This is a genomic window from Roseobacter sp. HKCCA0882 (assembly GCF_037805225.1).
Taxonomy (GTDB): Bacteria; Pseudomonadota; Alphaproteobacteria; order Rhodobacterales; family Rhodobacteraceae; genus M30B80.
This window is the reverse complement of record NZ_JBBLYI010000001.1, coordinates 1,107,056-1,132,687: the sequence shown is the minus strand read 5'-3', so window position 1 is coordinate 1,132,687 and position 25,632 is coordinate 1,107,056. Positions and strand designations below refer to the sequence as shown.

Annotated in this window: 24 protein-coding genes; 16 read left to right on the top strand and 8 right to left on the bottom strand. The window is 57.0% G+C overall.

Annotated features, from left to right (window positions below):
* Nucleotides 1-58 precede the first annotated feature (58 nt).
* The gene (locus tag AAC622_RS05840) at nucleotides 59-1,444 is read left to right on the top strand and encodes a class II 3-deoxy-7-phosphoheptulonate synthase (protein WP_340260800.1); all 1,386 of its coding nucleotides are present in this window, start codon (nucleotides 59-61) and stop codon (nucleotides 1,442-1,444) included.
* A 20-nt stretch (nucleotides 1,445-1,464) separates the two neighbouring features.
* Here the strand turns inward: AAC622_RS05840 and AAC622_RS05835 are convergent, their stop codons facing one another.
* A complete protein-coding gene (locus AAC622_RS05835) occupies nucleotides 1,465-1,950 on the bottom strand; it encodes a PAS domain-containing protein (RefSeq protein WP_340261462.1) in 486 nt (161 codons plus the stop codon).
* Nucleotides 1,951-1,956: 6 nt separating this feature from the next.
* Nucleotides 1,957-2,097, bottom strand: a complete 141-nt coding sequence (locus tag AAC622_RS05830) for a hypothetical protein (RefSeq protein WP_340260799.1) — start codon at nucleotides 2,095-2,097, stop codon at nucleotides 1,957-1,959.
* Nucleotides 2,098-2,335: 238 nt separating this feature from the next.
* Between AAC622_RS05830 and gmk the strand changes: the two genes are divergently transcribed.
* Together gmk and AAC622_RS05820 are read left to right on the top strand one after the other, a co-directional pair.
* Nucleotides 2,336-3,013: a guanylate kinase gene (gmk, locus tag AAC622_RS05825; RefSeq protein WP_340260798.1), complete on the top strand. Its 678-nt coding sequence runs from the start codon at nucleotides 2,336-2,338 to the stop codon at nucleotides 3,011-3,013.
* Nucleotides 3,010-3,528 (top strand): gamma carbonic anhydrase family protein, encoded by a 519-nt coding sequence (locus AAC622_RS05820; RefSeq protein WP_340260797.1) that lies wholly within the window; start codon nucleotides 3,010-3,012, stop codon nucleotides 3,526-3,528. The genes gmk and AAC622_RS05820 overlap by 4 nt, the downstream gene beginning before the upstream one ends.
* On the opposite strand, the gene AAC622_RS05815 is transcribed toward AAC622_RS05820, so the two are convergent.
* On the bottom strand, nucleotides 3,523-4,152 hold the full coding sequence (locus tag AAC622_RS05815; protein WP_340260796.1) for a histidine phosphotransferase family protein: 630 nt from the start codon (nucleotides 4,150-4,152) through the stop codon (nucleotides 3,523-3,525). The genes AAC622_RS05820 and AAC622_RS05815 overlap by 6 nt on opposite strands.
* Nucleotides 4,153-4,166: 14 nt before the next feature.
* Here AAC622_RS05815 and AAC622_RS05810 point away from each other — a divergent pair, with 14 nt between their 5' ends.
* The 3 genes from AAC622_RS05810 to AAC622_RS05800 all read left to right on the top strand — a co-directional run bounded on the left by AAC622_RS05810 (nucleotide 4,167) and on the right by AAC622_RS05800 (nucleotide 6,139).
* A complete protein-coding gene (locus AAC622_RS05810) occupies nucleotides 4,167-4,352 on the top strand; it encodes a DUF3553 domain-containing protein (protein WP_317654491.1) in 186 nt (61 codons plus the stop codon).
* Between the two features lie 160 nt (nucleotides 4,353-4,512).
* Nucleotides 4,513-5,286, top strand: coding sequence for a GNAT family N-acetyltransferase (locus AAC622_RS05805; protein WP_340260794.1), 774 nt, complete (start codon nucleotides 4,513-4,515; stop codon nucleotides 5,284-5,286).
* A gap of 4 nt (nucleotides 5,287-5,290) precedes the next feature.
* Nucleotides 5,291-6,139 carry a lysophospholipid acyltransferase family protein gene (locus AAC622_RS05800; RefSeq protein WP_340260793.1) on the top strand — a complete coding sequence of 283 codons (849 nt, stop codon included), beginning with the start codon at nucleotides 5,291-5,293 and terminating at the stop codon, nucleotides 6,137-6,139.
* Here the strand turns inward: AAC622_RS05800 and AAC622_RS05795 are convergent.
* Nucleotides 6,111-6,731, bottom strand: a complete 621-nt coding sequence (locus tag AAC622_RS05795) for a thiamine phosphate synthase (RefSeq protein WP_340260792.1) — start codon at nucleotides 6,729-6,731, stop codon at nucleotides 6,111-6,113. The genes AAC622_RS05800 and AAC622_RS05795 overlap by 29 nt on opposite strands.
* A 100-nt stretch (nucleotides 6,732-6,831) precedes the next feature.
* On the opposite strand from AAC622_RS05795, the gene AAC622_RS05790 reads away from it, so the two are divergent.
* The 5 genes from AAC622_RS05790 (at nucleotide 6,832) to AAC622_RS05770 (ending at nucleotide 12,528) form a co-directional block, all read left to right on the top strand.
* The gene (locus tag AAC622_RS05790) at nucleotides 6,832-7,599 is read left to right on the top strand and encodes an RNA methyltransferase (protein ID WP_340260791.1); all 768 of its coding nucleotides are present in this window, start codon (nucleotides 6,832-6,834) and stop codon (nucleotides 7,597-7,599) included.
* An 83-nt stretch (nucleotides 7,600-7,682) separates the two neighbouring features.
* Nucleotides 7,683-8,840, top strand: a complete 1,158-nt coding sequence (ctaA, locus tag AAC622_RS05785) for a heme A synthase (protein WP_340260790.1) — start codon at nucleotides 7,683-7,685, stop codon at nucleotides 8,838-8,840.
* The gene (locus AAC622_RS05780) at nucleotides 8,837-10,315 is read left to right on the top strand and encodes a carboxypeptidase M32 (RefSeq protein WP_340260789.1); all 1,479 of its coding nucleotides are present in this window, start codon (nucleotides 8,837-8,839) and stop codon (nucleotides 10,313-10,315) included. The genes ctaA and AAC622_RS05780 overlap by 4 nt, the downstream gene beginning before the upstream one ends.
* 79 nt (nucleotides 10,316-10,394) lie before the next feature.
* Entirely contained in the window at nucleotides 10,395-11,810 is a 1,416-nt protein-coding gene (locus AAC622_RS05775) for an FAD-binding oxidoreductase (RefSeq protein ID WP_340260788.1), read from the top strand.
* Nucleotides 11,803-12,528, top strand: a complete 726-nt coding sequence (locus tag AAC622_RS05770) for a VIT1/CCC1 transporter family protein (protein WP_340260786.1) — start codon at nucleotides 11,803-11,805, stop codon at nucleotides 12,526-12,528. The genes AAC622_RS05775 and AAC622_RS05770 overlap by 8 nt, the downstream gene beginning before the upstream one ends.
* On the opposite strand, the gene putA is transcribed toward AAC622_RS05770, so the two are convergent.
* Nucleotides 12,525-16,007, bottom strand: coding sequence for a bifunctional proline dehydrogenase/L-glutamate gamma-semialdehyde dehydrogenase PutA (gene putA, locus AAC622_RS05765; RefSeq protein ID WP_340260785.1), 3,483 nt, complete (start codon nucleotides 16,005-16,007; stop codon nucleotides 12,525-12,527). The genes AAC622_RS05770 and putA overlap by 4 nt on opposite strands.
* Nucleotides 16,008-16,126: 119 nt before the next feature.
* On the opposite strand from putA, the gene AAC622_RS05760 reads away from it, so the two are divergent.
* Nucleotides 16,127-16,600 carry an Lrp/AsnC family transcriptional regulator gene (locus AAC622_RS05760; protein WP_340260784.1) on the top strand — a complete coding sequence of 158 codons (474 nt, stop codon included), beginning with the start codon at nucleotides 16,127-16,129 and terminating at the stop codon, nucleotides 16,598-16,600.
* On the opposite strand, the gene AAC622_RS05755 is transcribed toward AAC622_RS05760, so the two are convergent.
* Genes AAC622_RS05755 through AAC622_RS05745 form a run of 3 tightly spaced genes read right to left on the bottom strand, consistent with a single transcriptional unit; the run spans nucleotide 16,597 to nucleotide 19,971 of the window.
* A complete protein-coding gene (locus AAC622_RS05755) occupies nucleotides 16,597-17,547 on the bottom strand; it encodes a glucokinase (protein WP_340260783.1) in 951 nt (316 codons plus the stop codon). The genes AAC622_RS05760 and AAC622_RS05755 overlap by 4 nt on opposite strands.
* Before the next feature lie 15 nt (nucleotides 17,548-17,562).
* On the bottom strand, nucleotides 17,563-18,891 hold the full coding sequence (locus tag AAC622_RS05750) for a GH1 family beta-glucosidase (protein ID WP_340260782.1): 1,329 nt from the start codon (nucleotides 18,889-18,891) through the stop codon (nucleotides 17,563-17,565).
* 60 nt (nucleotides 18,892-18,951) lie between these two features.
* Entirely contained in the window at nucleotides 18,952-19,971 is a 1,020-nt protein-coding gene (locus tag AAC622_RS05745; RefSeq protein ID WP_340260781.1) for a substrate-binding domain-containing protein, read from the bottom strand.
* A 337-nt stretch (nucleotides 19,972-20,308) separates the two neighbouring features.
* Here AAC622_RS05745 and AAC622_RS05740 point away from each other — a divergent pair, with 337 nt between their 5' ends.
* The 4 genes from AAC622_RS05740 (at nucleotide 20,309) to AAC622_RS05725 (ending at nucleotide 25,604) form a co-directional block, all read left to right on the top strand.
* Nucleotides 20,309-21,670: an ABC transporter substrate-binding protein gene (locus AAC622_RS05740; RefSeq protein ID WP_340251466.1), complete on the top strand. Its 1,362-nt coding sequence runs from the start codon at nucleotides 20,309-20,311 to the stop codon at nucleotides 21,668-21,670.
* Between the two features lie 92 nt (nucleotides 21,671-21,762).
* Nucleotides 21,763-22,764, top strand: a complete 1,002-nt coding sequence (locus AAC622_RS05735) for a carbohydrate ABC transporter permease (RefSeq protein ID WP_317654513.1) — start codon at nucleotides 21,763-21,765, stop codon at nucleotides 22,762-22,764.
* Nucleotides 22,764-23,942: a carbohydrate ABC transporter permease gene (locus AAC622_RS05730; protein WP_340260780.1), complete on the top strand. Its 1,179-nt coding sequence runs from the start codon at nucleotides 22,764-22,766 to the stop codon at nucleotides 23,940-23,942. The genes AAC622_RS05735 and AAC622_RS05730 overlap by 1 nt, the downstream gene beginning before the upstream one ends.
* 9 nt (nucleotides 23,943-23,951) lie before the next feature.
* Nucleotides 23,952-25,604, top strand: coding sequence for an alpha-amylase family glycosyl hydrolase (locus tag AAC622_RS05725; protein WP_340260778.1), 1,653 nt, complete (start codon nucleotides 23,952-23,954; stop codon nucleotides 25,602-25,604).
* Nucleotides 25,605-25,632: the final 28 nt, after the last annotated feature.

Sequence of the window (25,632 nt, the reverse complement as noted above, 5' to 3'; positions counted from 1 at the left end):
TCCGCGTCTATAAGCAGGGCGAAATCGTAATTTTTATGGAAGACCGAAGGAGGCTCCCATGGGTGCTGAAGCCGCACAAACATGGACGAAATCTAGCTGGCGCAGTAAGCCGCGCGTGCAGATGCCTGATTATCCTGATCAGGCAGCATTGGCGGCGGTTGAGGCGCAGCTTGGTAAATATCCTCCTCTGGTTTTTGCGGGTGAGGCGCGCCGCCTCAAAGCCGCGCTTGGCAAAGCGGCCCGTGGTGAGGCGTTTTTGCTGCAAGGGGGCGATTGCGCCGAAAGCTTTGCTGAATTTTCGGCAGATTCCATTCGCGACACCTTCAAAGTCATGCTGCAAATGGCGATGATCTTGACCTATGGCGCCAAGGTTCCCGTGGTCAAAGTGGGCCGTATGGCAGGGCAATTCGCCAAGCCGCGCTCGGCGCCCACTGAGGTGATAAACGGGGTCGAGTTGCCCTCTTATCGCGGTGATATCATCAACGAGTTGGCCTTCACGCCCGAGGCGCGCATTCCTGACCCTGCCAAGATGTTGCAGGCCTATACTCAGGCTGCCGCTTCGTTGAATCTGTTGCGGGCTTTCTCAACGGGTGGTTTCGCAGATATCGAACGGGTGCATAGCTGGACCTTGGGCTTTACCGATCACGATGATGCGGAGAGATACCGCGACATGGCCAATCATATCCAAGATAGCCTCGATTTCATGCGCGCGGCTGGCATCAGCCCACAGACCACACATGAATTGCACAGTGTCGATTTCTACACGAGCCATGAGGCGCTGTTGTTGGAATATGAGGAAGCCCTGTGTCGGATTGACTCGACCACGGGCAAACCGATTGCAGGCTCGGGTCATATGATCTGGATTGGCGACCGCACCCGTCAGCCAGAGGGCGCGCATGTTGAATTCTGTGCAGGGGTGCAAAACCCGATTGGTCTGAAATGCGGCCCAACCACCACCGAGGATGATCTGAAAATCCTTATGGATAAGTTGAACCCAGAAAATGAGGCAGGTCGCCTGACATTGATTGCGCGCTTTGGTGCGGGCAAAGTTGGCGATCATCTGCCACGCCTTGTGCGCACGGTGCAATCGCACGGGGCAAATGTGGTCTGGAGCTGTGACCCAATGCACGGCAACACGATCAAATCGGCCAGTGGGTTTAAGACGCGGCCCTTCGACTCGGTTTTGCGGGAGGTGCAGGAATTCTTTGCCATCCACCGCGCCGAAGGCACCATTCCGGGCGGGGTACATTTCGAGATGACAGGCAAAGATGTCACCGAATGCACAGGTGGCGTGCGCGCTGTGACTGATGAGGATCTCTCAAGCCGCTATCACACGGCCTGTGATCCGCGCCTCAATGCCAGCCAGTCGCTTGAATTGGCCTTCTTGGTGGCGGAGGAATTGTCCTCAACCCGCTGTGATGCAGCTGCAGCGGCGGCGGGATAAAACCCCGCCGCGCTGATGAGCTAGCCTGCGCGCCCCCCTGACAAGACGCGCAGATAGGGCACTTTGGTGGGTTTCATGTCCATATGGGGCGGCGGCGTTACAGCCGCCGTTTCTTTATAGAGCGGGTGCAGATCCGTGCGCTCAATCTCAAATCGATAGGGCGCATGGTTAAGCGGCCCTTTGGTCACATAAGCCCCAATGGCGCGATCAATCACGCCCGAGGCGCTTTGCAAGGGCAAAAGGATCATGCGCGCCAAAACGGGTGGCTCAATCCCACTATAGTTGCTTTGTAGTCTTATATCCAATTCCGCAGGCCCCGTGAAAACAGGCTCGACCGCAGCGGCAAAGCGCGGGCATTCATTATAGGCAAAAAAACACCGCAGCGGCATTCCGCGCAGTTCCATCCCCATAACATCGCATAAATGCGTGCCGCCCAGTTTTAGGCGCAAAATCTCGCCGCCGAGATTTTCCACCAAAAACACGAATGGTAGGGCCGCGCCTAAAATATGCGGCTACAAATCGCGTGCTTTGGGTGGTTGGTGGGCGGTGTCACGCAAACTGTTCCAATGCTGCCGCAATCGCGTGAAGGCTATATGGTGATCAAGGGTTTCGTCCTTGTCACGCGCGGCATCGCCAAAATAATAATTCCCCATCGTTTTCCCCTATCCTCAACGGGTTCGATAGGCCTGCTGCATACCCCTATGCGGCGGATCGAAGATTTATGTGCTGAGGTGTGTTACCTCGGGCATAGTAACGGCAAATTTTCGAAAAATTCAGCCCATATGACAGAAATTGGTTAATGGGGCATGGGCGCTGCTTTGGCTTGACCTCTGCGGTCTGATCCTCAAGATGCGCGCGCAAGGTAAAGATCGCTATAGAAAGACGCGCCTGATGTCTCAGACCGATGCAAAATCTCTCAACGCTGCCACACGCCGTGGCTTGCTGATCATTCTTTCTTCGCCTTCGGGCGCCGGGAAATCCACATTGGCACGGCGTTTGATGGCATGGGACGGGTCGTTGCGGTTTTCAGTATCCGCCACCACGCGCGCACCGCGTATAGGCGAGGTGGATGGGGAACATTACCATTTCCTCGATCGCGCTGGGTTTGAGCGGATGGTCGATGAGGGCGCGATGCTGGAACATGCCGAGGTGTTCGGCAATCTCTACGGCAGCCCGATGCCACCTGTGCGTGCGGACATTGATGCGGGGCGCGATGTCTTATTTGATATAGACTGGCAGGGGGCGCAGCAAATCCGCAACTCTGCGCTGGGCGCACATGCGCTGTCGATCTTCATCCTGCCCCCGAGCATTGCAGCCTTGCACGAACGTCTGGTGACGCGCGCACAAGATGATGCCGAAACAATTGCCAAACGCATGGCAAAATCTTGGGACGAGATCAGCCATTGGGATGGCTATGATTACGTTCTCGTCAATGATGATCTAGACGCGTGCTATGACAATCTGACCACAATCATCACGGCTGAACGGATGCGCCGCATTCAACAGCCAAGCCTTGCCGGGTTTTTGCGGGGTTTACAAAGTGAATATGAGGGGATGCGCGCGCCATGATTTACGCATTTGAGGGTCATCAGCCCGATATCGCCGCCGATGCATGGGTTGCCGATGATGCCAATGTCATCGGCAAGATTGCCCTTGCTGCCGAAAGCAGCATTTGGTTTGGGGCCACGTTGCGCGGTGACAATGAACTGATTTCGATTGGCGCGCGCAGCAATCTGCAGGAAAATGTGATTTGCCATACAGACCCAGGTCTGCCCCTGACTGTGGGCGAGGATTGCACCATTGGGCATCGCGCGCTTTTGCATGGCTGCACGATTGGCGATGGCACATTGATTGGCATGGGCGCGATGGTGATGAACGGTGCGGTTGTCGGTAAGGGCTGCTTGATCGGGGCGGGGGCCTTGATCCCTGAGGGCAAAGTTATTCCTGACGGCAGTTTGGTGATGGGGATGCCAGGCCGTGTTATTCGCGCGCTAGACGAGGCGGCGCGCGCAGGGCTTATTCAATCGGCGGCGGGGTATGTGGCCAAAGCTGCGCGGTTTCGCGCAGGATCGCAGGCGTTATAACCGCGACCCCTGCAGGCTGATCTGCACACGGGTGTCCGAGAGGCTAAGGGAAATCTCAGCCCCGATGTCAGCGGCCTCCTTTAACAGCATCAGGAATTGCACCCCGCGCGGGCTTGGGGTGCTGTGACTGGCTCCGCCGAGCCATGCCAGACCTGATAAGTCGTGCAAGATCCGTGGCCCGTCAGCGCCGACTATAAGCGTGCCGTGCTCTGGCTGTGCGATTGTAATATGCCCCCCCATAGGAAGGGCCGCTTCGGCACAGGCGATCATCAAAAAGGCGCTTTTTACATGATGGCGCGGTAAATCCCCCGTCAAAAGCCAGTCAACTGTCAGGCGGCCCGCGCCATACATCTGGCTCAGAATATTGCGCGCTTCGCGTTCAGAGATATGCTGATCAGGCCGCGCCGCGCCATAGGCGATCCGAAAAAACCGCAACCGCGCTTCGGTATCGCATAGCGCATCGGCAATCAGGGCCCTTTCAGGACTATTGGCCATGCCACTCATTTGCAGAAGCTCAACCCCGTTTGACACAGCCCCCAAAGGGTTGCCCAAATCATGACAGAGCCGTGATGCAACCAGGGCTGACAAATCCTGTGAATTTGGGCTAAAGACGATTTGATCCATCAATGAGGCCTCCGATGACCGAAGAGTTGAATGCCCTGCTTGAGCCTGGAATGTTGGTGCGCAACCCTGCGCAACCCGATTGGGGGTTGGGACAGGTGCAATCCAATATTGGTGGCAAGGTGACCGTCAATTTTGAGCATCAAGGCAAACAAGTGATCGACTCCCGCCATGTGACATTGCTGCCCGAATGGGGCGCTTAAGGGTTCGGTCTACTGGAATGATGGTTAACAATACCCTAATTCTACATCACGAAGATCATATCTTGGAAAGGCGCATCGCGCTGCACAGATAAACGCATTTGCCTCAAAGGCCGCAAAATTGCGGCGCGAAAGGCACAGCCAAGACAGGAAGGCCCACCTTATGGTGTCGCGAGAGCCGCATTTTGAGCTGCGATTGGCCTCAAGCCCAGAGGATATTCGCGCGGCACAGCGCCTGCGCTATGAGGTATTCGTGGCGGAATTGGGTGCTGATGGGGCCTTGGTGGATCACGAGGCGCGACTTGAGGCAGATCGCTTTGACCCATTTTTTGATCATCTCATGCTTCTGGATCATCGCCGCGCTGTGGGCGAGCAAGTTGTGGGCGTTTACCGCGTGATGCAGGAGCAAGGGGCCAAAGCCGCAGGTCAATTCTATTCTGAAGATGAATATGATCTCGCGCCGCTCAAATCTTCGGGTCGGCGTTTGCTGGAATTGGGGCGGTCTTGCGTTCATGCCGATTATCGCGGGGGCACGGCGCTGATGCATTTATGGAATGGGCTGGCCGATTATATCGTGACCCATGAGATTGAAATTTTATTTGGTGTGGCGTCACTGCATGGCACCGATGTGGCCGAATTGGCCGCGCCTCTCTCGCTGCTGCATCACCGCCATCTTGCGCCTGAGGGGCTGCGCCCAAAGGCGCGGGCGGCGGGCTATCAGGATATGAACCTCATTGCCGAAGACGCGCTTGAGCGCATGGCTGCTACGCGTGCGCTGCCCGCGTTGATCAAGGCCTATCTGCGCCTTGGCGGTGCGGTTGGGCAGGGGGCCTTTGTCGATCACGCCTTTAATTGCACAGATATTTGTTTGATCCTTGATACGGCCCTGATGTCGGAAAAACACCGCGCGCTCTACGCGCGGGGTCGGGGGATATAGGCCCATGCGATGGGATGGCGCCCCTCAGGTCACGCCCGCATCTGTTGGGGTTTTGGGTGTTCTGCGCGCCTGTCTGCGTGGGGCTGCGATCCTTCTGGTCATTGGGTTTGGGTTTTTGACCCTGCTTTTGTGCCGCGTGCCAGAGCGCGTCATAGCGGGGCCTTTGCGCCGCCCTGTAACTGCGCGGATCACGCAAATCGTCTGCGCCTTTGTCTGTGTGATTTTGGGCCTCAAGGTGACGCGCAAAGGAAATGCCGCACAAGCTGCGGGCGCGATTGTCGCCAATCATGTGTCTTGGCTTGATATTTTCCCGCTCAATGCGGGCGGGTCTGTGGTATTCGTGGCAAAATCTGAAGTGCGCGATTGGGCGGGTATTGGGATTTTGGCGCGCGCAGCAGGCACCGTTTTCATCGAGCGGCGGCGCATGGCGGCAAAAGATCAAAATCGCCTGTTGCATATGCGCCTTGCAGAAGGCGCCGAGCGTTTGGTGTTTTTCCCAGAAGGCACATCCACCGATGGGTTGCGCGTTTTACCCTTCCGCTCAAGCCTGTTTGAGGCGTTTTTTGCGACTGATCTGCCACGGGATATCACTGTTCAGCCCGTCACCATCGCCTATCACGCCCCCGCAGGCGAAAATCCCGCCTTTTATGGGTGGTGGGGGGATCAATCTTTTGGTGCGGGTCTGATGCGGGTGCTATCTGTCCGCAAAAATGGCCATGTCACGGTCATCTATCACGCGCCTTTGCGCGTCTCAGAGTTTGCATCGCGCAAGGCACTGGCGCAGGCCGCCGAAACGGCCGTGCGTGCGGGGCTTACGCAGGCCCCTAGCCCAGAGGGGACAGAAGCGTCTTAAGGGCTGCCACAGGGTCGTCTTTGCGCCAAATTTCCTCACCGATGGCGAAGAAATCTGTGATCGGCGCAAGGCGTTCGATATCTGAAAGCGCCAGCGCGCCTTCGGCCACGACTGGCAGTTCGATCATCTGGCTCCACCATGCGAAAAGATCATCTTCGGCGCGGCTGCCATCGCCAAGGCTTGTGTCGCCAACAGGGCCGAAACTGATGTAATCCGCGCCCATTTCCCCTGCATTCATCCCATCATGGCGGGAATTGGCACAGAAGCAGCCGATGATTGCATCGCCGCCAAGATCCGCACGGGTTTTGCGGGTGCTGCGCGACCCATCCAAGAGATGCACGCCATCAAGCCCCAAGCGTTCGACCAGTTTGATATGTTCTGACATCACCAAAGGGATGTCGCGGGCATGGGCAATTTCGCGCAAGTGATCTGCCGCGCGTGCGAGGTCATCTTCATCACGGCTTGCCAGAGCAAGGCGCAGGCAGGCGATAGGATAGGCATCCAAAACTGCCGCAAGCTGTGCGCCAAAGCCCGTCAGCTCAAAATTTGGCGGGGTCACAAGGTAAATCTGTGGAATATCCATGTCGGACATAGGGCTGCCTCTTGTCAGTCTTTGTTTGTTCCTAATGGTTTGCTTCGTGTTCAGCAATGGGGCGCTTGGCAAGAATGGCTCCGCACGATATGGCAGGATCATGAGTAACGATAGCCAAATTCCCGCAACCGCCCAACCAATGCCCTGTTTCGTGCTCGTGCGCCCGCAGATGGGTGAGAATATCGGCGCGGCGGCACGGGCGATGTGGAATTTCGGCCTAAACCATATGCGCCTTGTGGCCCCGCGCGATGGGTGGCCGAATGAACGCGCGGTGGCCTTGGCCAGTGGCGCCGCAGGCGTGGTGCTTGATCCTGCTTTAGTGGTTGAGACAACGCCCGAGGCGATTGGCGATTGCACCCATGTGTTTATGACCACTGCCCGCGAACGGGGCCTGACCAAACCGGTCCTCAGTCCCGAGGCGGCGATGGCGCAGGCGCGGGCCATCCATGCCGCGGGCGGCAAGGTTGCGGTGATCTTTGGCCCCGAGCGCGCTGGTTTGGAAAATGACGATATCGCGCGGGCTGATGCGATTATTACTGTGCCCGTGAACCCTGATTTTCCATCGCTCAATCTGGCGCAATCTGTGCTGCTATGCGCTTATGAGTGGCGCCGCCAAACCACCGAGGTGGTGGAAATGCGCATGGAATTTGCCCGCAGCGATTTTGCCACTGCGATTGAGGTGGAAAAACTGGCGGATCACTACGAAGAAAAGCTTGATGAAATGGGCTATTTCTTTCCCGAAACAAAGGCCGCAGGCATGAAGCTGGTCTTGCGCAATCTGTGGGGGCGTCTGCCCCTGACGCGGGCCGATGTTCAGCTGTTCCATGGCATTTTGCGACAGATGCAGCGTTGGCGCGATCGGCCCTAGCGCCAAACTGCCGCGCATTCTTGCGAAGCCTATGCCAAGGCGCTAGGTCTTTTGCCAAGTGAAGATCGAGAAGGGGCCGCGCCATGAGCCGCAATATTTTCGAAGAGGTCGACCAATCAGGCAAAGGGCCCTCTGGGGCGGGGAAAACAGGCCCGAATCCTTCGGGGATTTCCCGCGACACGGGCGCGGCGCGCAGATGGATGCGGGCTTATTTGGCGGTTCTCTTTGTGATGGTTGCGGCAATGATTGCGATTGGGGGCATGACGCGCCTGACTGATTCAGGTTTGTCTATCGTTGAATGGGCGCCGATTTCGGGGGCCATTCCGCCGCTCAATGATGACCAGTGGCAAGAGCAATTCACCGCCTATCAGCAGACAACCGAATACCAACAGCAAAATCGCGGCATGTCGATGGCCGAGTTTAAGTATATTTTCTGGTGGGAATGGGGCCATCGTCAGTGGGGGCGCGCAATCGGTCTTGTTTGGGCCCTTGGGTTTGCCGCGCTAGCGCTCTCTGGCAATCTGATCAAAGGGTGGGTTCCAAAAATCGTGGCGCTTGGGGCGCTTGGTGGTCTGCAAGGGGCCATCGGATGGTGGATGGTCTATTCAGGTCTTGCGCCTGGCATGTTTGATGTTGCCTCCTATCGGTTGGCGACACATTTGGGTGTCGCGTTCTTCATCCTTGCCCTCATCACATGGTTTATTTTGCAGCTCAGCCGACCTGCGCCCGCGTTATTGGCGGCGCGGCGTGCGGGCGATAAGCGCCTTTTTGGTATGACCACGGGGCTTTTGCATCTCACCTTTTTGCAAGTCTTGGTTGGGGCTTTGGTCGCGGGGATCGATGCAGGGCGCAATTATATTGATTGGCCTTTGATGGCGGGCGGGTTCACCCCGCCTGATATGTGGGCGATTGACCCTTGGTATCGTAATCTGTTCGAAAATGATGGCACCGTCCAATTCATCCATCGGATGCTGGGCTATCTGGTCTTTGCCTATGGGATTGCGGTTTGGCTCAAAGGGCGCAAATCGGGCAATGCGCTGGTGCGCCAATCCTATGCGTGGATGGCGGTGATGCTGTTTGCGCAGGTGGTGATCGGGATCGTAACAGTGATGCATTCTGCGCCAATTGCCCTTGGCTTGACCCATCAGCTTGGCGCGGTGGCCTTGGTTGTCTTGATTTTGCGCGCGCGGTTCCTTGCGATTTATCCGCCTGAGCAATCCTTGCGAGGGGCAGCGGCATGAGCGCGATGGGGGATCTTTTGGCGCATGCAGCGCAAACCGCCGCGCTTGAGCAGGTCGCGGGGCGGTTGCATTGGGATCAAGAAACCATGATGCCCAGAGGGGCAGCGGCACAGCGCGCCGAAGAAATCGCAGCGATGGAGGGGGTTCTGCACGCCCGCCGCACTGACCCTGCACTTGGCGAACTGTTGGAAACCGCACAGGCTGAAACGGATTTTGAAGCATCCTCTTTGCGGCTGATCTCTCGATCATATCAGCGTGCTACAAAAATCCCCGTGCGATTGGCGGCGGAATTGGCGCGGACGGCCTCGCTCGCCCATGGGGTCTGGGCCAAGGCCCGCGCCGAAGATGATGTTGCAGGATTTTTACCTGTTCTTGAGCAACTAATCACCCTGCGCCGCGAGGAGGCCGCCTGTCTGTCAGGCGAGACGCGTGGTGCGGCCCTTTATGATGCGCTGTTGAACGATTACGAACCTGAGATGCGCGCCAGCGAAATCGCGGCCCTTTTTGATGCGATGCGCCCGCGCCTTGTGGCCTTGCGCGCGGCGATCCTTGAAAAACCGATGCCTGCGGCGATATTAGGTGATTTTGACGAGGCGGCGCAGCTTGCCCTGACGCGCGATATTGCTTTGGCCTTTGGCTATGATCTCGACAAAGGGCGGATTGATCTTGCAGTTCACCCGTTTTCTTCTGGCTCAGGCAGTGACAGTCGCATCACCACGCGGGTGGCGCGGGATGATCCGTTTAATGCGCTTTATTCGACCATTCATGAAGTGGGCCATGCCTGCTACGAGCAAAATATTGACCCGCTCTATCATTTGACCGCATTGGGGCAGGGGGCCTCTATGGGGGTGCATGAAAGCCAAAGCCGCATTTACGAAAATCAGCTTGGTCGGTCCCTGCCTTTTGTGACATGGCTTTATGGGCAGATGCAGACGGCCTTTCGTGGGCTGTCAACAGATAGCCCTGCCGCGCTTTACGCGGCGATCAATCGGGTTGCCAAAGGCTATATCCGCACCGAGGCCGATGAGGTGCAGTATAACCTGCACATCATGCTGCGGTTTGATCTTGAGCAGGCATTGATCAGCGGTGATCTGGCCGTGGGTGATCTTGAGGCGGCATGGAATGATCGCTTTATGGCTGATTTTGGGTTCGCCGTGGATCGCCCAAGCCACGGGGTCTTACAAGATGTGCATTGGTCGGCGGGCCTGTTTGGATATTTCCCCACCTACGCGCTTGGCAATGTCTATGCGGGCTGCTTGATGCAGGCTTTGCGCGCGGATGTGCCGAATTTGGATGCGGCATTGGCACAGGGCAATCCACGCCCTGCAACCGATTGGCTGCGCGAAAGATTGCAACGCCACGGCAGCCTGAAACCGCCGCGCCAGACGATTGAGGATGCCATTGGTGGGCCTGTCTCCCCTGAGCCGCTGTTGCGCTATCTCGAGGAAAAATTTGGCGCCCTTTACGGGCTTTAGCCCCGAGGGTGCGGCCCCCCTTTTTCTTCAGTGCGGCTGTCGCTAAACATAAAGGCAGCAACAGGGAAAGTGCATCACCATGGCTGAAATTTTAGATCTTCCGCGCAATGAGCATGGCATTGCCACCGTGATCGAGGCGCTTGCAGGGCAATTTGGGGCGCGGCTTGCGACCAGTGCCGCCTTGCGCGAACAGCATGGCCACACCACCACATGGCTGCGCACCCAAGCTCCTGATGCTGTGGTTTTTGTGCAATCCACCGAGGAAGTTCAACATGTCGTGCGCCTGTGCGCGCGTCATCATGTGCCTGTGATCCCCTTTGGGGCAGGCTCATCTCTTGAGGGGCATGTGAATGCATCCGCGGGGGGAATTTGTATTGATTTCAGTCAGATGAACCGCATTCTTCGGGTCAGTGCCGAGGATATGGATGTCGTGATTGAGCCAGGTGTCACGCGCAAGGCGTTGAACACGCATTTGCGCGACACGGGGCTGTTCTTTCCCGTGGATCCGGGGGCAGATGCAACGCTTGGCGGTATGGCGGCCACGGGGGCAAGCGGCACGAATGCCGTGCGCTACGGCACGATGAAGGAAAATATCCTTGGGCTGAAGGCGGTTTTGCCATCGGGGGAGATTGTAAAAACCGCCGCGCGGGCGCGGAAATCTTCGGCAGGGTATGATTTGACCCATCTGATGATCGGCTCTGAAGGCACGCTTGGCCTGATCACCGAGTTAACCTTGCGTCTGCGCGGTATCCCTGCGGCCATTTCTGCGGCGACTTGTTCTTTCCCTTCGGTCGAGGCTGCCTGCGAATGTGTCATTGCGACTGTGCAATATGGATTGCCCGTGGCGCGCATTGAATTGCTCGACAAGCTGATGGTTGAGGCGGTTAATCGTTATTCTAAACTGTCCCTGCCAGAAACGCCTCTTTTGCTGTTGGAATTTCATGGCAGCGAGACAGGCGTGGCCGAGGACGCGGAAAGTTTTGGCGAGATTGCAGCTGATTTTGGCGGCACGGGCTTTGCCGCAACCACCGTTGAGGAGGAGCGCAATCAACTGTGGCAAGCGCGCCATGATGCCTATTGGGCGGGTTTGGCCCTGCGCCCTGGGGCAAAGGGGATTTCCACCGATATTTGCGTGCCCGTCAGTCGTTTGGCCGAAGCTGTGACAAAGGCACAGACGCGTGCGGCAGAATTGGGCATGATCGCCCCCGTTGTGGGCCATGTGGGAGATGGAAATTTCCATGTGTTGATGTTGATCGACACGGACAGTCCTGCCGAGGTTGAGATGGCCGAGGGGTTCGTTGCATGGCTCAATGATATGGCGATTGCGATGGAGGGCACCTGCACAGGTGAGCATGGCATCGGCCAAGGCAAAGCCGCCTATCTGATCCGCGAATTGGGGCCAGAGGCGATGGAGGTCATGGCCACAATCAAGCGCGGGATTGATCCGCAAAATATTTTCAACCCTGGAAAAATGGGATTGCCCAATTATGGCTGAACACCGACCTGATACCCACAATGTCCCCTCGGCCCATGATGAACCGCATTTGTCGCAACGCTCAGGATGGTTGCGCGCGGCGGTGATGGGGGCGAATGATGGGATTTTGTCGACAGCGTCATTGATTGTGGGGGTTGCTGCGGGCGGTGCAGATCAAGGCACGATCCTATTATCGGGGATTGCGGGCATGGTCGCGGGGGCGATGTCGATGGCGGCGGGGGAATATGTTTCCGTCTCAAGCCAAGCCGATGTTGAGCGCGCCGATGTCGAGCGCGAAAAGCGCGAGTTGAAATTGAACCCCGCGGGCGAATTGGCCGAATTGGCCGCGATTTATCGTCAGCGGGGCTTGTCGGAGCAGTTGGCCGATGAGGTCGCGCGCGAATTGACCTGCAAAGATGCGCTTGGCGCACATTTGCGCGATGAGATTGGGCTGACCGATCTTTCGCCGCCCAAGCCTGTGGAGGCGGGGGTGGTCTCTGCCGCCACATTTGCAGGTGGTGCTTTGGTGCCGTTGCTGATGGGGGTCGTGGCCCCGCATGATCGGGTAGAGATTTGGGTGGGGGCGGCCACATTGGCGGCCCTTGGCACGCTTGGTGCGCTTGGTGCGCAGGCGGGCGGCGCCCCCAAAGGGCGCGCCGCATTCCGTGTCATGTTTTGGGGCGTGTTGGCGATGGTGGCCACATCCCTGATTGGCCGCGCCGTGGGGTTGGCGATCTAGGCCTCACCTGCCGCCGCCAGAAGCCGCGCATTGCCGCCCGCCGCGGTGGTGTCAATGCAGATATGCCGCTCAAGGATCAGGCGCGGTTTGGGGTCGCGTTCACAAATCAGCGGGATCAAGGCGCCCTCGCGCGCCGCCAAAGCCGCGCGATAAGGGCGGGCCTCTTCGTGATCTGCCCATAAGATCACGGCATCAAACCCCGTGAGACTGCGTAGCATGTCAGCGGGAAGTAGCCCCGCAACCCCATGCGCGCCAACACCAGGCGCAATCGCAAGGGCGGTGCAGCCTGCCTTTTTGGCCATTTGCGCCTGCATCATTGCCGCTTCCGCCGTTGGCCCAAGACACAGAACCCGCCCGCGCGCATAGCGTGACAACAGGTTTGATTCACCTGTAGGCCCGGGCATTTCTGCTTGGGACAGTGGCCTGTCAGAGGGAGGCGCAAGTGCTGCAAGGGCGCGGGTCACTTCGGCCTCGTCACAGGGGGGGGCATCGCCTATTGGGCCTTCTGCCGCGAGGTCGGGGGTCGTAAAGCGCGGCAAATAGTGCGGCCCGCCCGCCTTTGGCCCTGTGCCAGACAGACCCTCGCCCCCAAAGGGCTGACTGCCCACAATGGCACCGATTTGGTTGCGGTTGATGTAGAGATTGCCAACCTTGATCTGCCTCGCCACCTCGGCGATGCGGTCATCAATGCGGCTGTGCATCCCAAAGGTCAGGCCATAACCCTTTGCATTCATATCGGCCACAACCCGCGCCAGATCGCGGGCCTTGTAATTGGCCACATGCAAGACAGGGCCAAAGACTTCGCGCTCAAGGTCGTTGATCCCACCGGGCAATGAGATCAAGGCAGGCCCCACATAATGGCCTGTGCTGGGCGGGGTGATCTGTTTGATCAAACGCCCCTCTGTTTGGGCCTGTTGGACATAGGCATTGATCTCTGCCGCCGCGCTTGCCGTGATCACGGGGGCCACATCGCAGGATATGTTCCACGGGTGGGAGAGGGAGAGTTCCTCCATCGCGCCCTGCAACATCTGTAACAGGCTCTCTGCGATATCTGCTTGCACATAGAGCAACCGCAGGGCCGAGCAACGCTGACCCGCTGATTGGAAGGCCGAGGCGACAATGTCGCGCACGGCCTGTTCGGGCAGGGCTGTGCTGTCTACGATCATGGCATTCAGGCCGCCTGTCTCTGCAATCAAAGGGGCTGCGGGGTGCAGATGGGCCGCCATGGCGCGGTTGATCCCTTGGGCAGTTGCCGTTGACCCCGTAAAGCACACGCCCGCAACACGCGCATCGCTGACAAGGGCCGCCCCGACCTTGGCCCCTTGTCCTGGCAGAAATTGCAGGGCGCCACGCGGCACGCCTGCGGCATGGAGCAATTCCACGGCCCGCGCACCGATGAGGGTGGTTGTCTCCGCGGGCTTTGCCAAAACGCCATTTCCCGCCGCAAGCGCGGCAGCGATTTGCCCTGTGAAAATGGCCAAGGGGAAATTCCACGGGCTGATACAGGTAAACACCCCGCGCGCGGGCTGCTGCAAAAGCGGCGCATGGGCCGCGTAGTAGCGTAAGAAATCCACCGCCTCGCGCAGTTCGGCCACTGCATCGGCGGGGCTTTTGCCCGCCTCGCGGGCGAGAAGCGCAAATAATTCGGCATGATGCGCTTCGTAAAGGTCGGCGGCCCGCTCAAGGCAGGCGCGGCGCTCCGTGGCGGATACGTCCCAAACCTGCGCAGATGTCAGCGCGGTCTCAATATCACCCGCGGAGGCTTCTGTAACACGGCCCACGATGTCGGTGGGATCGGCAGGGCAGGTTTGGATGATGTCATCGGCCCCTGTCGCAGGTTTGGCCAAAATAGGGCCTGCTTGCCACTGATGCGTCCGAAATGGCGCGCGCGCCGCGTCTAGCTCGGCCAAGGTTACTGGATCGCTGAGGTCAAACCCGCGTGAATTTGCGCGCTCGGGCGCAAAAAGCGCGCTTGGATGGCGCACGGCAAGATTTGGCCCTGCGCGCTTGAGCCGTTCAAAGGGGCAGGCTGCGACCACCTCAGGTGGCGTGTTTTCATCCATGATTTGGTTCACGAAAGAAGAATTTGCGCCATTCTCCAATAAGCGGCGCACGAGATAGGCCAAAAGATCCCGATGCGCCCCAACGGGCGCATAGATGCGGCAGCGCGTGGCGTTGCCCTTCAGCACCAGATCATGCAGCGCCTCGCCCATCCCATGAAGGCGTTGGAATTCAAAACGGGTGGGGTCTGTTGCCATTTCGATAATGGCCGCGACAGAATGGGCGTTATGGGTGGCAAATTGCGGATAGATACGATCCGTCAGACCAAGCAGCTTTTTGGCCAAACACAGATAGGCCACATCGGTGGCGGATTTTCTTGTATAGACAGGAAAGCCAGACAGCCCTTCAACCTGCGCCAATTTCACCTCGGTGTCCCAATAGGCGCCTTTGACCAGACGCAGCATGATCTTGCGGTCAAGTTTGGTGGCAAGGGCGTAAAGCCAGTCAATCACCGCGCCTGCGCGCAGGCCATAGCCCTGCACCACGACGCCAAACCCGTCCCACCCTGCAAGGCGTGGATCAGCCAAGACCGCCTCAATTACATCAAGCGACAGATCAAGACGATTTGCTTCTTCGGCATCAATGTTAAGACCCATCCCGCCCTGACGCGCATCAAGGGCCAATTCCAAAAAGCGCGGCACAAGTTCGGACATCACACGATCTTTTTGTGCCACCTCATATCGCGGATGCAGCGCCGAGAGTTTGATCGAAATTCCAGGGTTGCTGCGGATATCCTCTGCCCTACAACGCGGGGTGATCTTGGCAATGGCCGTTTTGTAGGAGGCAAAAAAGTCATCCGCATCGGCCATGGTCATTGCGGCCTCGCCCAACATATCAAAGGAATAGCTGTATCCCTTTGCCTCTTGCTTGGCGGCGCGCGCCATTGCGTCTGGCATGGTTTGACCCAACACGAATTGCCGCCCCATCTCGCGCATGGCGCGCGCCACGGCGGTGCGGATCACAGGTTCGCCCAAACGGCGCAAGGCCCCGCGCAACACGCGATCCATGCCTTCGCCGTCTTGTAAAACGCGCCCCGTCAGCATCAGCGCCCAAGTGGACGCGTTTACAAGCGAGGAGGAGGATTTTCCCAAATGCTCGCCCCAGGCTGAAGGGGCAATTTTATCTTCGATCAAAGCATCAATCGTGGTTGCATCTGGCACGCGTAACAGCGCTTCTGCCAAACACATCAGCGCAATGCCTTCGCGGGTTGAGAGGCCGTATTCGGCCAAAAACACCTCCATCAACCCTGCATCTGCGTCATTGCGGATGGAAGTGACCAAGCGGGTTGCGCGCGCCTTGGCGGCTGTGCGCGTGGCCTGATCGGGGCCATGTGATTTTATCAGGCGGTCGAGAATAGCGGCCTCATCGGCCAAGTGATCGTCACGGATCGCATCGCGCAGCACAGAAAGGTCGGTCATGTGGACACCACGGGTAAAATGAAGATGAATTACAATACGAAGATATCGGCGGGAAATCCGCCTTGACTTTGTAGTTTGACGGGAAAATAAATTGATTAAACAGGAAAAAGTTGGGTCTGATGGTATTAAAATCGCCAGAACGCGGGCAAATTGATGGGTTTGATCGGAAGATTCTGAAGGAAGTCTCAGAAGATGGCCGAATTTCCGTAACGGAATTGGCGGATCGCGTGGGGCTGTCGAAAAGTCCGACCCAAGTGCGTCTGCGCCGTCTTGAGCAGGAAGGCTATATTCGTGGCTACCGCGCGGAACTTGATCCCGTAAAGCTTGACCGCGAACATGTGGCTTTTGTTGAGGTGAAATTGTCCGATACGCGCGAGGCGGCATTGGCCGCCTTTAACAAAGCCACGATTGCCGTGCCCGAAATCGAAGAATGCCACATGATTGCGGGGGCGTTTGATTATTTGGTCAAGGTGCGCTGCCGCGATATGGGCGCCTATCGCCGCGTGTTGGGCGAGGTCATATCTGCCTTGCCGCATGTGGCCTCAACCTCGACACATGTATCTATGCAGGCCGTCAAAGATCGCGCGTTCTAAAGCTCGATCAAGGCCTGTGCGCAGCCTGTGAGCGCGGCAAAATCATCTTCAACGACACTGACCCCGAATTGCGCCATAAAGGGGCCAAAGCGGCCTTTATTCGAAAAGGCCTCGGCAAATCCGAATTGCATCAAATAGGGCGCAAGGGCGCGCGAGACGCCGCCAATCAGATAGACCCCACCAAAGGGCAGGTTCACCAAGGCCAGATCGCCTGCGACATTGCCCAAAACCTGCGCAACGAGCGCGGCGGTAGCGCGGGCCTTGTCATCATCTTGCTCAAGCGCATCCATGATCTGTTGCGCAGGCTGATCAATCCCATGCAAAAAGGCGTGAACATGGCTGATCCCGCGCCCTGAGAGAACCTCCTCGACTGCGGCGAAGCCATGCTTTTCGGCTAAGAAGCGGGCAAGATCGCGGGTTTGGTCATCAGGGGTGGGCAGGGTGATATGGCCCGATTCCGAAGGGGGCACCACGCGGCCCCGCGGCCCGTCAAATACGGCGGCGGCGTTAAACCCCGTGCCAAGGCCGATGACCAATTTCGCTGCATGGGCAGAGGCGGGATCATGGGGCAGTATCACACGCAATTCCGTATCGGAAATATGGCCAATCGCATAGCCTTGCGCCTGTAGATCATTGAGCACAGCCACGCGTGACGCGCCCGAGACATCAGCCAACATCGCGCGGTCAATATGCCAATCCAAATTGGTCATTTTGGCCACGCCATCGCGCACGGGGCCCGCAGCGGCCACGCAAATGCCCGAGAGCGCGCCAGACCTGAGGCCTGCCTGTTTCATGAATTGCGCCAATATTTCGCGCAAATCAGCGGCGTCTTTATTGGCAAAGCGGCGGATGCTGTCGCGGTCAATGATGCCCGCGCGCGCCAAAGCCACGCGGGTGTTGGTGCCGCCGATATCAGCGACTAAATCCAAATCGGGGGAAGATGTCATCCTGTCCTGCCTTATTTAGCCCGCGCGCCAGCCCTGTGCGAGGGCGTGATAAGACGCTTTTGGTTGCCTTTGCAAGCTGTCGAAATCAACATGGACAAGGCCAAAGCGTTTTTCATACCCAAAGGCCCATTCGTAATTATCCATCAGCGACCATGCGATATAGCCTTTCAAGGGTGCGCCATCCTCAATCGCGCGCAAACAAGCGCGCATATGGGCATCAAGATAGGTTATGCGCGCTACATCTGGCTGATCGGGCGTATCGTCATTCGCCATTCCGTTTTCGGTCACATAAAGCGGCAGGTCGCCCGTGTAGGTTTTCGCCGTATGGGTCAGGAAATGATGCAACCCCTCGGGGTAAATTTCCCAGCCCATTTGGGTTTTGGGCAATGGCCCCTCAACGCCTTGGTAATTTGGCCAAATTCCGCATCCTGCGCTCAGGCGTTTGCAGGTGTAGTAATTCAGCCCCAACCAATCGAGCGGGGCGGTGATATGGGCAAAATCGTCTTGGTAATTCTGGGGAAGATGTTGCTCTAACCCCTCAAGCACCAGATCGGGATAGCGGCCATGAAACAGGCCAGAGAGGAAGAATTGGTTATAAATCGCATCGTAAAGCGCAGTGGCAGCCTTTGATGCGGGGCTTCCATCGGCGGGTAGGGCGGCCTCAAAATTGCACACGGCACCCAGATTGCGCATGCCACGCGCGCGCATCACCTCGATCGCGCGCCCATGCGAGGAGAGAACATGGTGCATAGCGCGGGCTGCGGCGCGAATATCGCGCAGACCGGGCGCATGATGCCCCTCGAAATGCGATAACCATGAGACGCACCACGGCTCGTTAATGGGGGCGACCGACCACAGCCTGTCGCCAAGGCGTGCCATCACAAGGTCGGTGTAATCGGCAAACCAGTTTGGCATATCGCCATTCACCCAACCGCCTTGATCCGCAAGGGCAGAGGGCAATTCCCAATGATACAGCGTGGCTGCAGGGCGCAGCCCCCGCGCCAACATCCCGTCAATCAAACGATCATAGAAATCCAAGCCCGCCTTATTCACCGCGCCGCGCCCCTCGGGCATGATCCGCGCCCATGACAGCGAAAAGCGATATATGTCAGCGCCAAGATCACGGATCAGGTCAAGGTCGTCTGCCCATCGGTTCAGGTGATCGCAGGCAAGCGCGCCATTTTCAGCGCGGGTGACGTTGTTGCCCGTTGCGGCGAATGTATCCCAATGAGTCTGGCCCGCGCCACCCTGAGCGTGGCCTTCGATTTGATAGGCTGATGTGGCGACACCAAGCAGGAAATCTTGCGGAAAATCCGACCGCGCGGGAAGGGTGGGGGTGGTCATTGGGAGAGAACTCATTGCAATGCGGCAGCAGGGTTGAAGCAGGGCAGGCAGAGACAGGCGTTAGGGTGCAGGGCCAGTCGAGCGCCCGACCATCAATTCAGCCTCCCATAATTCATGCACAAAGGGCGCGTCAGGCTGTTTGATCCGTTCGATCAAAATTTCTGCACAGCGCCGCCCCGCCAAACGAATTGAACTGCGGGTTGCGGTAAATGCAGGGCCTTCGGCATCATTGTTGAGATAGGAAAGCACATCATCATGGGTGATGATCGAGACATCGCGGCCCAGTTGCAGCCCGCGCTCCCATGCCGCTTGGCGCACCCCAATGGCAGAAATCACTGATGACACCAAAAAGGCGGTGGGGCGGTTTTCACGGTCAAGCAACTGTGCGGCCGCGCGGTGGCCATAGCCTTCGGTCATGACATCGGCATACATCAGGCTTTCGTCAGGGGTGATGCCGCGCGCGCGCAGCGCCTCTTCATATCCACGGCGGCGGCGGGCGGCAAAATCCATCGCCTCTTGGCCATTGATCAGGGCAATGCGACTGTGCCCCAAATCCAACAAGAATTCGGTCGCACGGCGAAAGGCCCGCAAATTGGCAATGTCTAGCCAGTTATAGCCGCGCGCATCCCCCGTGCGGCCATGCACCAAGAACGGCAGCCCCAATTCTTGTAGCAGCGCAATGCGCGGGTCCTCTTGGCGGGGGCCTTGCACCATCACCCCATCAACCGAGCCATTCGCGGCCATCTGGCGATAGGCGCGTTCGGCGGCCCCCTCATGCACGATAGATAAAAGCAGGTCATAGCCTTCGCGGGCATAAACCTCGCCCGCACCTGCAAGAAAATCTGCGAAAATCGGGTTCACCATTTCGGTTTCGCCCGTATGCGTAATCACATGGCCAATGGTCATAGCGCGCCCTGTGGCCAAGCGGCGGGCGCGGGAATTGGGTTGATAATTCGCCGCACGCGCCGCAGCCTCGACACGGGCGCGGGTTTCAGGGTTCACCTCGGGATAGCCATTCAAGGCGCGGCTGACTGTGGTCTGAGACAGCCCAAGCGATGATGCCAATTCTTTTAAATTCATCGCCTCCCTCCTTCAAGTGTCGCGCATGGCGCCGGGTCGTTTCATCGTCTTGCGCTACAAGATTGCCTTCAAAGCGCTTTCAAATTTTTCCTCAGCTAGGCGAATTTTATGCGGCTTGTCAAAAATAAATTTTTAAAATGGCGGCGCGTTGCATCTGCGAAAAACAAACGTAATATCAAATATCTTGTAATTCTCTTGCCCTTTCAGGGTCTTGGGTCATTAAGGACATTTCTTTTCCAAAGCGCTTTGAAACACTCTTGACGGAATCGCGGAATAGGTTTTGAAATGCGGGTTCTAAGCATCCTCAATGAGGGGGTGCGGTTCTGGGAGGTTACTTATGAAACGTTCGTTTTACGCAAGCGCCGCAGCCCTTGCGCTGTCCTCGGGGATGGCGATGGCTGACGCGCATGGTGGTTTGGTGTTCCCCGTGGGTGAGGGGGATTTCAATTGGGCCAGCTATGAGGCATTCGCAGCGGCGCATGATTTGACAGGTCAGACTGTCACGATTTCTGGCCCTTGGCTTTCGCCTGAGGCGGAACGCTTTGATGCGCTTTTGGCCTATTTCGAGGCGGCAACAGGCGCGGATGCGACCTATACAGGGTCGGATAGCTTTGAGCAGCAAATCGTGATTGACGCTGAGGCAGGCTCTGCCCCCAATATCGCGGTTTTCCCTCAGCCTGGTCTTGCGGCCAATATGGCGGCCAATGGTCTTTTGACCCCGCTTGGCGCGGATAATGCCGCATGGGTGTCTGAGAATTTTGCAGCAGGCCCATCATGGGTTGATCTGGGCACATATGCAGATCAATCGGGCGCGGATCAATTCTATGGCTTCTTCTTCAACGTCAACGTGAAGTCCTTGGTGTGGTATGTGCCTGAGAATTTCGAGGATGCAGGCTACGAAGTGCCAACAACCATGGAAGAGTTGATCGCACTTTCTGACCAGATCGTTGCAGATGGGGGCACACCTTGGTGTATTGGTCTGGGTTCTGGGGCCGCCACAGGCTGGCCTGCGACCGACTGGGTTGAAGACCTGATGCTGCGCACACAGACCCCTGATGTCTATGACGCATGGGTTGCCAATGAGATCCCATTCAATGACCCACGCGTGGTTGAGGCCATCGAAACCTTTGGTCAATTCGCACGCAATGACGCCTATGTGATGGGCGGCGCTGGCGCGGTTGCAACCACCGATTTCCGTGATAGCCCTGCGGGCTTGTTCCAGTCCCCTCCCGGTTGCTACATGCATCGTCAGGCCAGCTTCATTCCGGCCTTCTTCCCTGATGGCACGGTTGTGGGCGAGGATGCTGATTTCTTCTACTTCCCCGCATTCGCGGAAAAAGACCTCGGCAGCCCAGTTTTGGGTGGCGGCACGTTGATGGCCATTACAGATCCATCTGATGCGACCATGGCCTTTATCGAGTTTCTCAAAACACCTGTCGCCCATGAGATCATGATGGCGCAGGGTGGCTTCTTGACGCCCCATTCTGGCGTGAACTTGGCTACATATGAAACCGATACGCTGCGCGGTCAGGGGGAAATCTTGCTTAACGCAACGACCTTCCGTTTTGATGGCTCCGACCTGATGCCTGGCGCGATTGGTGCAGGCAGCTTCTGGACGGGTATGGTGGATTATGCAGGCGGCGCAGATGCGGCGGCTGTGGCAGACACCATCCAGCAAAGCTGGGACGCGATTAAATAAAATCGCGCTAGGTTTTGGATCAGCCTGCGTATCGCGGGCTGATCCTATTTTTGATTGCGCGGATTTTTCCTGCGCATCGGGGGAGGGCACCCATGTCACCAATCATGCAAGCGGCATTGACCATCCTGATCGGGGTGGGGGGCTGCGTGGGTTATTTTTACCTCTCGAACCAAATTCTTGATCGCGTGCTGTTTCCTGCGCGCGGGGCAAATGCAGGGCGCAATATCAATCGCGCCAATGCGATACGCCCGTGGCTTTTTCTATTTCCCGCTCTTTTCGCGCTCGCGCTCTATTTGACCTATCCCGTCTTTGAGACATTGCGTCTGTCCTTGACTGACCGCAGCCTTGGTGGCGCCTTTGTTGGGCTTGAGAATTACGCGCGCATGACGGATGACCCCAAGTTTTGGGAGGCGTTGCGCAACAATTTCCTGTGGCTTTTGATTGTGCCTGCGGCCTCGACTGCCTTTGGCTTGTTGGCGGCGCAGCTGACAGATCGGATCAGTTGGGGGAATATCGCGAAATCCCTGATCTTTATGCCGATGGCGATTTCATTTGTTGGCGCGGCGGTGATTTTCAAATTGGTCTATGATGCCCGCCCTGAGGATGTGGCACAGATCGGGATTCTTAACGCCGTTTATTTGCAGCTTGGCGGCGATAGCCCAATCACTTGGCTGACTGTGCCCTTTTGGAACAATATTTTTCTGATCATTGTTTTGATTTGGATTCAGACAGGCTTTGCCATGGTGATCCTATCCGCGGCTTTGCGCGGTATTCCTGAGGAAACCATTGAGGCCGCCATTGTGGACGGGGCAAACCCGTTTCAAATTTTCTTCAAAATCAAAGTGCCGCAAATCGCGGGCACCATTGTTGTGGTTTGGACGACCATTACGATTGTGGTTCTCAAGGTGTTCGACATCGTTTTTGCGATGACCAATGGACAATGGGAAACCCAAGTTTTGGCCAATTACATGTATGACAAACTGTTCCGCGCCAATGATTGGGGCGTGGGTTCAGCGGCCGCCATGGTGATCATGATCTTGGTGCTGCCGATCCTTGTGTGGAACGTCTATAACGCCAGACGGGAGATGCGCTGATGGATCATATTGCAGGGCGCAAATCGGGCCTATCATGGGCGGTGCATTTTTCGGCCTTGGCCCTTGTGATCGTATGGGTGCTACCAACACTGGGGCTATTGGTGTCGTCCTTCCGCACAACGGATCAAATCCGCAGTTCGGGATGGTGGGCTGCGCTGTTTCCTGCGGTGCAAAACGAAACCTATCGCACCGCAGATCCTGACGAGGCGCGGGTGGATTTGGGCGATGGTATCTATCTCGTTTCTGGCAATATTTTTGTCGAGGGCAGGGCCGCCGCAAACCTTGATGAGATCGCCCGAGAGATCAGCGAATGGGGCGCATCCTCGCGCGCGATTGATGCCTATCAACCCGATGAGGTCGCTGATCTGGGCGAGGGGGAAACCCTGACTGTCACGGCGCGCGGCGATTATGAATGGCGCGGCACTGCAGATCAGATTGAGGGGCGCGGTGCGCGGATTTTCGTGACTGTTTCTGCGCCCCCTGATTTCACCCTCGGCAATTATCAAAATGTTTTGTTCGACCCTTCAAACCGCGAGGGGATGTCAAAGGCGTTTTTCAATACACTGACGGTGACAATCCCTGCAACGATTATTCCCATTTTGATCGCGGCTTTTGCGGCCTATGCCTTGGCGTGGATGGAGTTTCCAGGGCGGGCGCTGCTCATTGCGGCTGTTGTGGGGTTGTTGGTTGTGCCGCTGCAATTGGCGCTGATCCCACTGCTGAAGCTGCATAATGATATCGGTATTGGCAAAGGCTATTTGGGCGTTTGGTTGGCGCATACGGGTTTTGGTCTGCCCTTGGCGATTTACCTTTTGCGCAATTACATGGTGGGCCTGCCGCGCGAGGTGATTGAAAACGCGCGCGTGGATGGCGCGACCGAGTTTCAGATTTTCACGCGCATCATCCTGCCGCTGAGTTTTCCGGCTTTGGCGTCCTTTGCGATTTTCCAATTTCTTTGGACATGGAATGACCTTTTGGTCGCGATGGTGTTCTTGATCGACAGCTCGGGCGAAACCACTGTGATGACGCGGCAATTGGTCGAAATGATGGGCACACGCGGTGGTGATTGGGAAATATTGGCAACCTCTGCCTTTGTATCCATCGCGGTGCCTTTGGCGGTTTTCTTTTCCTTACAACGTTACTTGGTGCGTGGCCTTTTGGCTGGCTCTGTAAAATGAGAGATATAAATGACAATCATGCCTGAAATTAACCCCAACGATATCCTTGGCATTGATAAGGATTGGTGGCGTGGTGCGGTGATCTATCAGATCTACCCGCGCAGCTATCAAGACAGCAATGATGATGGGATTGGCGATCTGGCGGGGATCATTCACCGCCTTGATCATATCGCAAGCCTTGGGGTGGATGCGATTTGGATCTCGCCATTCTTTAAATCCCCCATGCTTGATTTCGGCTATGATGTCTCCGATTACCGCGATGTCGACCCGATGTTCGGGACATTGGCTGATTTCGATGCGTTGATTGAAAAGGCGCATAATCTGGGCCTGAAGGTTCTGATTGATTTGGTGCTGTCGCACAGCTCGGATCAGCATCCTTGGTTTATTGAAAGCCGCGAAACTCGCGACAATCCAAAAGCGGATTGGTATGTGTGGGCCGATGCCAAGCCAGATGGCAGCCCCCCCAATAACTGGTTGTCAATTTTCGGCGGCAGCGCGTGGGAATGGTCGCCCGAGCGGATGCAATATTACCTGCACAATTTCCTTGTCGAGCAGCCAGATTTGAACCTGCATAACCCAGATGTGCAGGATGCGCTTTTGGATGTGTGCCGCTTCTGGTTGGATCGGGGGGTTGATGGGTTCCGCCTTGATACGATCAATTTCTATTTCCATGACAAGCTGCTGCGCGATAATCCCGCGCTTGCGCCAGAGCGGCGGAATTTCACCATCGCGCCTGAGGTGAACCCCTATAATTGGCAAGATCACCTTTATGACAAAAACCAACCCGAGAATTTGGATTTCTTGCGCCGTATGCGCGCGGTGATGGACGAATACCCTGCTGCCACCGCCGTAGGCGAGGTGGGTGATGCGCAATATGGCCTTGAGATACAGTCACAATACACCTCAGGCGGTGATAAGGTGCATATGTGCTATAGCTTTGACTTCCTCTCAGGAGAAACGCCAAGCGCGGAAACTGTGGGCGCGGTCATTGAAAAGCAAGAGGCCAGCATTGGCGATGGTTGGGCCTGTTGGGCCTTTTCCAACCATGATGTGGTGCGCCATCCAACCCGTTGGAATTTGGATGAGGCAGGGCAGCGCGTCTTTGCGGCGCTTTTGTTATCGCTGCGCGGTTCAGTTTGCCTGTATCAGGGCGAGGAATTGGGGTTGACCGAGGCCTATGTCGCCTTTGAAGAATTGCAGGATCCCTATGGCATCCGCTTTTGGCCAAAATTCAAGGGCCGTGATGGCTGTCGCACGCCGATCCCATGGGTCAGCGACAATCACAATGGCGGGTTTAGCCAAAGCAAGCCATGGCTGCCTGTCGCGGTGGAACATTTGCAGCGCTCGGTCGAGGCGCAGACCCGCCTTGAAGACAGCACTTTGGCCTTCTATCGCCACATGATCACTTTGCGAAAATCTTTGCCCGAATTGGTCAAAGGGGAGTTTGAATTTGTCACCCATACGCAAGATGTGGTCGCGTTCTGGCGCAGCTATCAGGGGCGCGCGGTCTTTTGTGCGTTCAACCTCAGTGGTGAGAAGCGCGAGCTGCCACTGCCTGAGGGTGCATATGACGATATTACCGCACCATTCCAGGCAACTGTTGCAGCGGGCATGTTGACCTTGCCCGCCTATCAAGCATGGTTTGGCGCGCAGAACCGCTAAGGCGCGGCAAGGCTGTTCAAAAGGGGGG